General features: G+C 67.9%; 8 protein-coding genes. 2 read left to right on the top strand and 6 right to left on the bottom strand.

Annotated features, from left to right (window positions below; all coding sequences use genetic code 11):
* The 4 genes from A9310_RS19065 to A9310_RS19050 form a co-directional block, all read right to left on the bottom strand.
* A partial coding sequence (locus A9310_RS19065; RefSeq protein ID WP_139104687.1) for an amino acid permease occupies positions 1–757 on the bottom strand: 757 nt, incomplete at its 3' end.
* Positions 758–779: 22 nt separating this feature from the next.
* A complete protein-coding gene (locus tag A9310_RS19060; protein ID WP_065631958.1) occupies positions 780–1850 on the bottom strand; it encodes a phosphotransferase family protein in 1071 nt (356 codons plus the stop codon).
* A gap of 13 nt (positions 1851–1863) precedes the next feature.
* Positions 1864–3114: an acyl-CoA dehydrogenase family protein gene (locus A9310_RS19055; protein WP_065631957.1), complete on the bottom strand. Its 1251-nt coding sequence runs from the start codon at positions 3112–3114 to the stop codon at positions 1864–1866.
* Between the two features lie 70 nt (positions 3115–3184).
* The gene (locus A9310_RS19050; protein WP_065631956.1) at positions 3185–5770 is read right to left on the bottom strand and encodes a PQQ-binding-like beta-propeller repeat protein; all 2586 of its coding nucleotides are present in this window, start codon (positions 5768–5770) and stop codon (positions 3185–3187) included.
* 348 nt (positions 5771–6118) lie between these two features.
* On the opposite strand from A9310_RS19050, the gene A9310_RS19045 reads away from it, so the two are divergent.
* Positions 6119–7357: an HNH endonuclease signature motif containing protein gene (locus A9310_RS19045; protein ID WP_065631955.1), complete on the top strand. Its 1239-nt coding sequence runs from the start codon at positions 6119–6121 to the stop codon at positions 7355–7357.
* A gap of 119 nt (positions 7358–7476) precedes the next feature.
* Here the strand turns inward: A9310_RS19045 and A9310_RS19040 are convergent, their stop codons facing one another.
* A complete protein-coding gene (locus A9310_RS19040) occupies positions 7477–8058 on the bottom strand; it encodes a phosphatase PAP2 family protein (protein WP_065631954.1) in 582 nt (193 codons plus the stop codon).
* Between the two features lie 110 nt (positions 8059–8168).
* Between A9310_RS19040 and A9310_RS19035 the strand changes: the two genes are divergently transcribed.
* Positions 8169–8891 carry a hemerythrin domain-containing protein gene (locus A9310_RS19035; RefSeq protein WP_065631953.1) on the top strand — a complete coding sequence of 241 codons (723 nt, stop codon included), beginning with the start codon at positions 8169–8171 and terminating at the stop codon, positions 8889–8891.
* A gap of 19 nt (positions 8892–8910) precedes the next feature.
* On the opposite strand, the gene A9310_RS19030 is transcribed toward A9310_RS19035, so the two are convergent.
* On the bottom strand, positions 8911–10050 hold the full coding sequence (locus A9310_RS19030) for an acyl-CoA dehydrogenase family protein (protein WP_065631952.1): 1140 nt from the start codon (positions 10048–10050) through the stop codon (positions 8911–8913).
* Between the last annotated feature and the right edge of the window lie 78 nt (positions 10051–10128).

Genomic DNA, 10128 nt, shown 5'->3' with positions numbered 1-10128 from the left:
TCGCCTCTTCGGCGAGGTTGGCCGCGGAATCGAAGCCGACCAGGGTGGTGAGTCCCATGACCATCGCGGCCATCACCCCGCCACCGATCGCCCAGTAGTCCGGCGCACCGGCGGCCATCCCCTCGGACACCAGATTGCCCGGGTGACCGCTTCCGCTGAACACCATCACCGCCGCGAGCACCAGGATCAGGATCGCCACGATCGCCAACTCGACCGCGACCGCGCCGGAGGTGAACAGGCCGAGCAACCGGGTCGAGGCGATCACCAGCACGGCCTGGATGACGAGCACGACAAGGGTGATGACGCGGGCGACGTCCTCGTCCTCGGCCATCCCGGCGAGCGGCATCAGCGCCTGACTGGCCAGCGCGTTGTCCATGGCGACCACGCCGATCGCCAGGTACCAGAAGCTCAGCCAGCCGAAGAACCAGCCGATCTTCGGGTTCGCCAGCCTCGACGCCCACTGATACGACGACCCGCTCAGTGCGATCCGGGCGGCGAACTGGGCGACGACCAGCGCGATCAGGGTCTGGCCTACCGCGGCGGCGATCCACAACCAGATCCCGACCGGACCCGCCGTGGTGAGCACGCTGCCGTAGGTGGCGAAGATCCCGACCGCGACGGAGATGAACGCGAAGGAGATCGCGAACACCGCGAACCCGCCGAGCGTCCGGCGCAACTCCGGACGGTAGCCGCTGATGCGGATCTCGTCGGGTGATCCGCTGCCGGCACCCGCCGGGGTGACCACGTCCTCCGCCATGGCGGTCCCTTTCGTCGGGTGGTTACACGAGCAGGTCGTCCAGCCGTTGCGCGATGATCCCGACCGCGTATCCGAGACGTTCGAACGCCTTGTTGGTGGTCTGGCCGTGGTAGTAGCGGTAGTAGATCTGCTGGGCGATCACCCCCGCCCGGAACAGTCCGAACACCTCATACCAGCGCCAGCGTTCCGGTGTCATGTCGAATCCCATGCGCTCGCAATAGTTCTCGACGAACTCGGCACGACTGAGCATGCCGGGCAGGTGCGTCGGGACACGTCGCATGAGCTGCATGGCATCCGGGTCGTCGGCCTGGATCCAGTAGGCCATCGAACCCGCGACATCCATCAGGGGATCGCCGAGGGTCGCCATCTCCCAGTCCAGGATGCCGATCACCCGCGTGGGATCGTCCTTGTCGAGGACGACGTTGTCGAGCTTGAAGTCGTTGTGGATGACGCAGTTGGCGACGTCGTCGGGCTGGTTGTCGGCCAGCCACGTCATCGTCGACTCGAAGTCGGGCACGTCATCGGTGTGCGCGTTGCGGAATCGCGCCGACCAGCCCTCGACCTGCCGTCGCACATAACCCGGCCCCTTGCCGAGATCGGCGAGTCCGGTCGTGCTCGGATCGACCGAGTGGACCTCGACCAGGGTGTCGATGAAGTTCAGACAGAGCCGGCGTGCCTGCTCGGCGTCGAGCGGGACGTCGGCGGGCCACTCGGTCCGCGGGATGACACCGTCGATGCGGCCCATCACGTAGAAGTCCGCGCCCAGGACCGACTCGTCGTCGCAGAAGGCGATCATCGGCGCGATGTAGCGGATGGCGGTCGCGAGTTCGGACTGGATCCGGTACTCGCGTGCCATGTCGTGCGCGCCCCGCGCCTTGGTACCCCGGGGCGCCCGGCGCAGGATCAGGTCCTTGGACGGATAGCGCAGCAGGTACGTGAGATTCGAAGCGCCACCGCCGAATTGTCGAACTTCCGGCACGGCGTCGAGACCGGTCGGGTCCGCGGCGTTGGCCTCCAGCCACTTCGCCATCGCCTCGACGTCGAATGCATCCTCGGCGCGGACCTCGCCCGCACCGGCCACCTCGTTGGTCATCCTCGTCCCCCGATCAGCGGTACTTGCCGAACTCGATGCGCGCAACCACGTTGCGGTGCACCTCGTCCGGACCGTCGGCGAGTCGGAGCGACCGCGCGCCCACCCACGCCTGCGCGAGCGGGAAGTCGTCGGTGAGACCGGCACCGCCGTGCAACTGGATGGCGAGGTCGATGACGTCGAGTGCCATGTTGGGCACCTCGACCTTGATCTCGCTGACCGCCGACAGGGCTTCGCGGGACATGCCCTGGTCGAGCAACCAGGCCGCGTGGTGGACGAGCAACCGTGACCGGTTGATCGCGATGCGAGCGTCGGCGATGCGCTCGCTGTTGCCACCGAGCCGGGCGAGCTGCTTGCCGAACGCCTCCCGCGAGAGTGCGCGACGCACACCGAGTTCCAGCGCCCGCTCGGCGAGTCCGATCGCCCGCATGCAGTGGTGCACGCGACCCGGACCGAGCCGGCCCTGGGCGATCTCGAAGGCGCGGCCGGGTCCGAGCAGGATGTTCGACGCCGGGACGCGCACGTTGTCGAAGCTGACCTCGCCGTGGCCGAACGGCTCGTCGAAGTAGCCCATGGTGGTGAGCATCCGGTCGATCGTGACCCCGGGGGCGTCGATCGGGATGAGCACCATCGTGTGCCGCGACTTCCGGTCGGCCTCGGCGTCGGTGACGCCCATGAAGATGAGCACCTTGCAGTCCGGGTGGCCGACACCGGTGGAGAACCACTTGGTCCCGTTGATGACGACGTCATCGCCGTCGAGTACGGCGGTCGCGGCCATGTTGGTGGCGTCCGACGACGCGACGGCCGGCTCGGTCATGCAGAAGGCGCTGCGGATCTCGGCGGTCAGAAGGGGTTCGAGCCACTGTTTGCGCTGCTCGTCGGTGCCGTAGCGCAGCAACACCTCCATGTTGCCGGTGTCGGGGGCGTTGCAGTTGAAGATCACCGGCGCGAGCCCGGACGATCCCATCGCCTCCGCGATCGGCGCATACTCGGAGTTGGTCAACCCTGCCCCGCCGTCGGTGCCGAAGTCGGCGGCATAGCGGCCGGCGTGCTCGGCGGGCAGGAAGAGGTTCCACAGCCCCTCCGAGCGGGCCTTCTTCTGCAATTCGGCGATGATCGGCGACGGCGTCCACGGGTTGCCGTTCTCGTCGCGGCGGGTCTTGATGTCCCGATGGATCTCGGGTTCGACCGGCTCGATCTCGGTGGTCACGAAGGTGCGCACGCGTTCGGTGAGTTCGGCCGACCGCGCTGACGGAGAGAAATCCATACCCGACCGTATCGCGATGAACCGATTACCCGTCATCGTTCCGAACAAACCGGCGCGGCGTCGGGCACCGTCACTTCCAGTACAAGGTCGTCCGCTCCGGTCCGGCCGTGGTGCTCACCAGTTTCGCGAAGCAGTTGTCCGGGCCGAATCCCTGGGCGCGACACCAGTTGTTGGCCTCGACCGGGCCCGGGAAGGTCGCCGCGGCCACCGTCACCCACCAGCCGCGGTACGAGAACACCGGCCACTCGTCGCTCCACAGGAGCCGAACGTCGTTGAATCGCAACCGGAGTGCCAGGAACTCGTCGAGGATGGCCTGGTCGGTCCAGGTCCGCCCCTCGGCAACGAGACCCGGCCGTTTGGAGCTCAGCTGCGCCACCCACCGGTTGTTCAGGTTCGCCACGATGAAGGCCCGATCGGCGTCGGCCTGCAGACGGAGGGCGCTGACGCTGCTCGCCGTCACGTCGGCTCCGGCCGGGAACGACGCCCCGGTGGCGGTCGACGACGCGGCCGTTCCCGACTGCGGAGTCGCGAGTTTCGGCGCGGCCCCGGAGGTCGGGCCCTTGTCGCAGTCGACGAGGTAGCGGCCGTCGCCGGCCGCACTCCCCTGGGCACCGAGCGTGTCCGGCAGCCGGAAGAAGCTCCCGGGCGGATAGGTGAGTTCCATCGTCAGCGCCTCGCCCGCCCCGTCGAGCGAGGGCACCGCGACCGGTGCCCGCTGGAAGTCGAAGTTCCCCGACGCGACGATGCCGCTGCCGTCGGTGATGGTGATGCGTGTCTGCGGCCCGTACAGGACGTCGCCGCCGGGACACTTCGCGGTGACCTTCATCGTCACGCCCAGCCCGCCCGCCGACGTGCGGAACGACTGCGGCGTGAACACCGGGGGCGCCCCGCACGGCGTGACGTATTCGGGTTCGCCGCCGTCGGCGGTGTCGGCCTCGCGAGTCGTGCCCGGAACGATCGCCTCCGGACCGGTGGGCGCGAAGCCGGTGATCGTGGTCGCGGTCATCGTGATCAGGCGGTCGCCGACGGCGAACGTCAATGCCGGACGCGGTTCGGTGACACCCGCGGCGGGGGTGTTGCCGATCGTGGACGGGGGCACCGACCACACCGGCGCACCGCCCACCAGATCCAGGGCGGTCACGCCGCCGTCGGCCATGGGCGCGATGAGGCGTTCGCCGTCGGTGACGGCGTGGCCGGTCGACCCGTAGACCGGCCCGGTCGGAGTCGTCCACAACGTCTGGCCGGAGATGGCATCGACTGCGGTGACAGCGTCGTGCGTCGTCCACACGACTTCACGGTCATCGGCCAGCACGACGGTCGGCGAGGTGTGGGCCGGGAGATCAGTCGTCGTCCAGATCCGCGCCCCGTCCGCGACGTCGGTGTATGCACCGTCGATGAGCACACGCCCGCTCTGGGTCGGAGTCATGACAGCAGCGGACTCCACGCTCATACCCGCCAAGTCGCTGGTGGTGCCGTCCGGCCGGACCACGACGACCGGACCATTCGTCGGGGCGCCGCTTGTCATGCTGCCCGTCACCACGAGGACCGATCCGTCCGGGCGCGGCACCATCCCGGTACGGCCCGGACTCGTGAAGATCTCCCGGCCGTCGTCGGCCGAGATGACGGCGACCACGCCGTCGGCGCTCGCGACGAGCTCGTCGGTGGCGATGAACTGCGAGGCGTCCCCGCTCGGAAGCGCTTCGGGCAGGTCGATCGTGCGGTGCCACTCCACGCCTCCTGGTGTGACCTTGTGGAACACGACCTGGCGTTCGTTGCCACCACTGAAATCGCGGACGAACGCCGCTTTCCCGTTGAACGCGATCCCGAACGCCTGCGGCGGAGCGGGAGCACGGCCGATCTCGCGACCTGTCCGGACGTCGACGAAATACGCGGCGCCCCGACCCAGGCAGGCGATGGTGCTGTCCACGATGGAGGCCGAGCACCCGGACACGGGTTCGTCGAACGACCACGCCCGGCCGGACTCGGCGTCCATCCCGACAAGACGCAGCGCCGGGCCGTTCACCGAGGCGCCGACGTTCACGAGGGTCGCCAGACTCCTGTCGTCGTGTACCGCACCGAGCGTCATGTAGTTCGACTCGAGCGGTAGCCCGGAGACGTAGGCAGTGCCACCGACTGAACTCGCATCGACGCTCCAGGCGGGACTCGGCGCGGTCGGGAACGAACCGGTGAGCTGACCGGCGACGGGGTCCGGCGCGTTGTCGGAACTGCCACCCGTCGAGGACAACTTCCACCACACGACGCCCCCGAGGACCAGCGCGAGGACACACACCAACGCGACGCCCGTGATCAGGTACGCGCGCCGATTGGACCTGCGCGGGTACCCGGGCTGGGGATATCCGGGCTGGGGGTACCCCGGTGGTGGATAACCCGGCGGTGGGTAGCCCGGCGGCGGGTAGCCGTACTGGGGCTGTCCGGGTGGCGGCGGATAGCCAGTCGGCGGTTGTTGATACGGCGGTGGGTACTGCGGCGTCGGGCCCGTCTGCGTGGCGGCGTAGGGGTCCGGCGCCGGGGCCTTGTTCAGCGACACCCCCGGGACCACCGTCGGGCGGGCAGGTTGGATCGTCGTCGGCGACTCGTCCCGGTCGGCTGGTCCGGGCACGGTCGCGTCACCGTCGGGTGGCCCCGCATTCGACATCCGTCCAGTGAATCCCAGTCCGACGCGGTTCGACTGTCCCCCACCCGGGGGAATTTCGGCGGCCGCTCACGCCGACCGAGCAGCTCCCGCATCTGCACAGCGAGCCCGGGTGCGCCCCGCCGGCTGAGTAGCTCGCGCTCGCCGAGCGACCCCGAGCGACCGTCGAGGCCTCCGTTCGTGACAAACCCACTACTTTTCGACCGGAAATCGAAACGGGTGTGACTGAAGTTCATCACTGTCAACGATCAACGCGCATTCAACGAAATCGACTGCACAGTCGACAATTTCGGGATCTCGAGCCTGTGGAGAAACCTCGAGATCGAACGAATGTTCCGGTAACTTGGAGTCATGCCAGAGCTCGCCACTCTCCTCGATCAGCTCATCGGAACCACACCACCCGCCGATGACCCCACCGGCGAGTCGACATTCGACGCGTTGAACATGCTGCGACTGATCGGCAACGTCGTGGCCCATCAGATCGTCACCCACACAGCGCGACTCAACGACCTCGGCGTCGCGCAGAAGACCGGCAGCACCACCAAGAAGCTGCTGATCGAGACAGGACATGCGCCGGCTGCCGCTCTTCGCACCATGCGGAGTGTCGATGCCCTGCCGACGTTGCCGGCCCTGGCGCGTCACGCCGCCGACGGGCGGCTGTCCAGCGAGATCGTCGATGCCATCGTGCGTGGAATGAACCAGATCGAGAAGTGCTGCGCCGACGGCATTTCCGATGACGAGCGCTCCGAGTACGAGATCGAGCTCATCGCCCAAGCACTGTCGGGCGCGACACCGGCAGAAGTGCTCAAGTTCGCCCGAGCCGTCGCCAACGGCCTTGCCGACGCTTCCGATACCGGAGTCCCCGCCGCCGCCGACCCATCGCTGAACTCGGTGAACGCCCACACCACCGACGACGGCCGCGTCGAAATCCGGGCCGACCTCACCCAGATCGTCGGCGAGAAGTTCCAGGCCATGATCGACGAACGATCGTGTCCACGGCCCGAACCCGACGGCGCCGAAGATCGTCGCACCGCCGAGCAGCGCCGTGCCGACGCTTTCGAGTTGATCCTCGACCAAGCCGCGATCGGCGCGACCATCGATACCGTCGGAAGTCCACGCACGCAACTGATGCTGACCATCCCCGCCACCGGAGAACTCGCAACGCTGCCGTGGACCGGGACGGTCAGCCATGCCACCGCGAAACAGGTCTCCTGCGACGGATCCCTGACCGAGATCGTCCTCGACAGTGAGGGCGTACCGCTGCAGATGGGTCACACCCGTCGGTTGTATCCGGCACACCTCCGCAAGGCAATCATCGTCCGCGACGCCTGCTGCATCAAATGTGGTGCACCACCGTCATATACCCAGGTCCACCACATCAAGTCGTGGGCCGACGGTGGACCCACCGACCTCGACAACGGCTGTTTGCTGTGTCAGCGCTGCCATACGCAGGTCCACCACCACGGCTGGGACATCGTGATGGGTTTCGACCGACACCCCTGGCTCGTCCCACCCGCGTCGATCGATCCGCAACGCCGACCGCTACCCGCCTACAACCGACGCACCATGCGCCTCGACGACGCCGCCTGACCGGCCGTCCGACAACCACTTTCGCGTAGCACCTTCCGCACCCGGGCCACACCCGGGACCGCATCCGTCCCTTGACAACTCCACAGTGAACCCCGGTCGGGTACCGCGCTGGGCGTGGTCTACTGCTGAACCCCGGCGAGACCCCCAGAGCCGCGGCGTGTTTCGTACCGGAGCAGTATCCAGGTACAGAACACCACCCAGATCGCCCCGAACAACCATCCGGCCACGACGTCCGTGGCCCAGTGCACGGCGAGTTGTATTCGGGTGAGGCCGACGAGGATCGACAGCACGGGGGCGATCACGAGAATCCAGCGATGCGCCCGCGCCCAGGGCGAGCAGCGAAACGCTGCGACAGCGAACAGCCCGAACACGACCATCGTCATCATCGCGTGCCCGGAGGGGAACGAGAAGGTGTCGATGTTCAGTAGACGGTCTTCGACGGGTGGCCGGTCCCGCGCGAACGAGTACTTGAGTGCCTGCATCAGACCGTATCCGAAAAGCACTCCGGCGCCGACGAAGACCGCGTCGACCCGGTGCCGGGTCACGGCGAGTGTCACCACGACCGCACATGTCAGCACCAACATCGTCACCGTGTTGCCGAGCACCGTCACCACTTCGGCGATCGAGACCCACGGCTCCGAACGGTTCTCGACCACCCAGTTCAGGATGTTCTCGTCGATCGTCGTCGGAGAGGGGAACATCCCGCCACCCTATCCAGGCGTCGCTCAAGTCGCCCTCAAGTACGCCGCAAGCGTCACCGCCCAGTGTGGTCCTCGAACCCGCCCGACCCGTATCGATGAGGACCCGCACGATGACGACCCACCCCGCCCACACCGCTCACCCGATCCAGCTCCGGCTCCCCGGCCAGGCGGCCGCGCCCGACGGACCGCTCGACCCGTTCATGATGTACGTCCTGCACCACGGATTCCGGCGAGACCTCGCCGACTTCGCCGCCACCGTTCCGGCCACCCCCGTCGACGACGCGGGGACCTGGCGTGCGCTCTCTCGTCGATGGGCGATGTTCGCCCATGCGCTGCACCACCACCACACCGGCGAGGACCTGGAACTGTGGCCGCTGCTGCTCGAGCGGTGCGACAACGCCGAGGCGGAGATCCTGCAGGCGATGGAGGACGAGCACGACGAGATCGATCCGCTACTCGAGGAGTGCGCGGTCGGCTTCGCCCGGATGGCCGAACGCGCCGACGAACAAACCCGGGCCAGCCTCGCGGACTCGCTGCACCGCGCCCAGGAGGTCCTCGGCAGACACTTGGCCCATGAGGAGACCGACGCCATCGCCATCGTGCAGCGCCGCCTGACGCCGCAGGACTGGGACGCCTTTGAGGAGAAGATGAGCAAGCGCGCGGGTCTGGCCGAGACCCTGCGGACGTGCCCGCTGATGGCGAAAGGGCTGACCGGTCCCGACCGCGAGGCGGTCCACGCCCGCATCCCCGCCATCCTGCGGCTGATGATCAGACTCGGCGGACCGAGATTCCGGCGCCTCGACGACCGCGCGTTCTACTACAACCCGCGCTGAACACCGACGGCCGGCGAACTCACCGCGCCAGCGACCGACCGATCACCAACCGCTGGATCTGGTTGGTGCCCTCGAAGATCTGGGTGATCTTCGCTTCGCGCATGTAGCGCTCGACCGGGAAGTCGCGGGTGTAGCCGTAACCGCCGAACACCTGGACCGCATCGGTGGTGACCTTCATCGCGGCGTCGGTGGCCACCAGTTTGGCGGTCGCCGCCGCTCGCGTGTAGTCGATGCCGGCGTCGCGGCGTCGAGCGGCGTCGACGTAGGTCGCGCGGGCCGAGTCGACCGCGGCGGCCATGTCGGCGAGCACGAACGACAGCCCCTGGTGGTCGATGATCTTGCGGCCGAACGCGGCTCGTTCCTGCGCGTAGTCGACGGCGGCGTCGAGCGCCGCCTGCGCCAGGCCGGTGGCCACCGCAGCGATGCCCAGGCGTCCGGAATCGAGCGCGGAGAAGGCGATCTGCAGCCCCTGCCCCTCCGCCCCCAGCCGGCGTCCCTCCTCGACGAACGCGTCGTCGTAGGTGGCGCCGGTCGTCGGGACCGCGTGCAGGCCCATCTTGTCCTCCGGCTTGCCGAAGCTGAGCCCCTCGGTGTCCCGGGCGACGAAGAAGCAGGACACCCCCTTGGAACCCTCACCGGTGCGGGCGAAGACGTTGTACACATCAGCGATGCCGCCGTGCGTGATCCACGCTTTCGAACCCGTCATCGAGTAGCCGCCGTCGGTCGATACGGCGCGGCACGCGAGCGCCGCGGCGTCGGAGCCGGCCTGGGGTTCGCTCAGGCTGTAGGCACCGATCAGCTTGCCGTTCAACAGGTCCGGCAACCACTGCTGCTTCTGTTCATCGGTGCCGAAGTTGAACAGCGGATGGCAGGCCAACCCGTGCACGCTGACCGCCACGGCGACCGCAGCCCAGCGCGCGCCGAGCTCCTCGAGCACCTGCAGGTAGACCTCATACGGCTGGCCGCCGCCGTCCCACTCCGTCGGGTAGGGCAGCCCGAGCAACCCCGCCTCACCCAGTTCGGCGAACAACCCGTCCGGGTACCGACGGTCCTTCTCGTGCTGGTCGACGATCGGCGCCATGCGCTTGTCGGCGATGTCGCGGACCAGCGCGATCAGGTCGCGCGCCTCGTCGTTGGGGAGCAGGCGATCGACCGGCATTCCAGACCTCCAGGGTTACGAAACTAGTACTCAGGTCTTCTGCACAGTACTATTTCAGGCAGCGTACGTACAGCCGGA

The organism is Gordonia sp. UCD-TK1, assembly GCF_001691435.1.
In the GTDB taxonomy this organism is placed as follows: domain Bacteria; phylum Actinomycetota; class Actinomycetes; order Mycobacteriales; family Mycobacteriaceae; genus Gordonia; species Gordonia hongkongensis.
The sequence above is the reverse complement of the archived record's forward strand: the minus strand, read 5'-3'. Positions and strand labels throughout refer to the sequence as shown.

What these genes read in the sequence shown, in the direction of transcription:
- A9310_RS19060 (WP_065631958.1), bottom strand. Translation starts at nt 1,850, where the DNA reads ATGACCAACGAGGTGGCCGGTGCGGGCGAGGTCCGCGCCGAGGATGCA.
- A9310_RS19055 (WP_065631957.1), bottom strand. Translation starts at nt 3,114, where the DNA reads ATGGATTTCTCTCCGTCAGCGCGGTCGGCCGAACTCACCGAACGCGTG.
- A9310_RS19050 (WP_065631956.1), bottom strand. Translation starts at nt 5,770, where the DNA reads ATGTCGAATGCGGGGCCACCCGACGGTGACGCGACCGTGCCCGGACCA.
- A9310_RS19045 (WP_065631955.1), top strand. Translation starts at nt 6,119, where the DNA reads ATGCCAGAGCTCGCCACTCTCCTCGATCAGCTCATCGGAACCACACCA.
- A9310_RS19040 (WP_065631954.1), bottom strand. Translation starts at nt 8,058, where the DNA reads ATGTTCCCCTCTCCGACGACGATCGACGAGAACATCCTGAACTGGGTG.
- A9310_RS19035 (WP_065631953.1), top strand. Translation starts at nt 8,169, where the DNA reads ATGACGACCCACCCCGCCCACACCGCTCACCCGATCCAGCTCCGGCTC.
- A9310_RS19030 (WP_065631952.1), bottom strand. Translation starts at nt 10,050, where the DNA reads ATGCCGGTCGATCGCCTGCTCCCCAACGACGAGGCGCGCGACCTGATC.